Here is a 255-nt window from a genome sequence, read left to right as displayed (position 1 = left end):
GCCAAGTATGCGCGGGTCACCACGTGGCAGGTTCGGCAGGTATGGGCCGCTTCCGACCTCAAACCCCATCGTCTGAAGACCTTCAAAATCAGCAACGATCCTCATTTCGCCGACAAGGTAGTCGACGCGGTCGGGCTCTATCTGAACCCACCGGATAACGCCCTGGTGCTGTCGGTTGACGAGAAAACCCAGATCCAGGCGTTGGATCGCACCCAACCGATGTTGCCACTACGCCCAGGTCAAGTTGAACGTCGC

General features: G+C 58.4%; 1 pseudogene. It reads left to right on the top strand.

Annotated elements, in window-relative coordinates:
• Positions 1–255: pseudogene (locus AACY52_RS32010) on the top strand (IS630 family transposase); the annotation flags it as partial.

The organism is Pseudomonas sp. EA_65y_Pfl1_P113 (genome assembly GCF_963970525.1).
GTDB lineage: Bacteria > Pseudomonadota > Gammaproteobacteria > Pseudomonadales > Pseudomonadaceae > Aquipseudomonas > Aquipseudomonas tritici.
The sequence above is the reverse complement of the archived record's forward strand: the minus strand, read 5'-3'. Positions and strand labels throughout refer to the sequence as shown.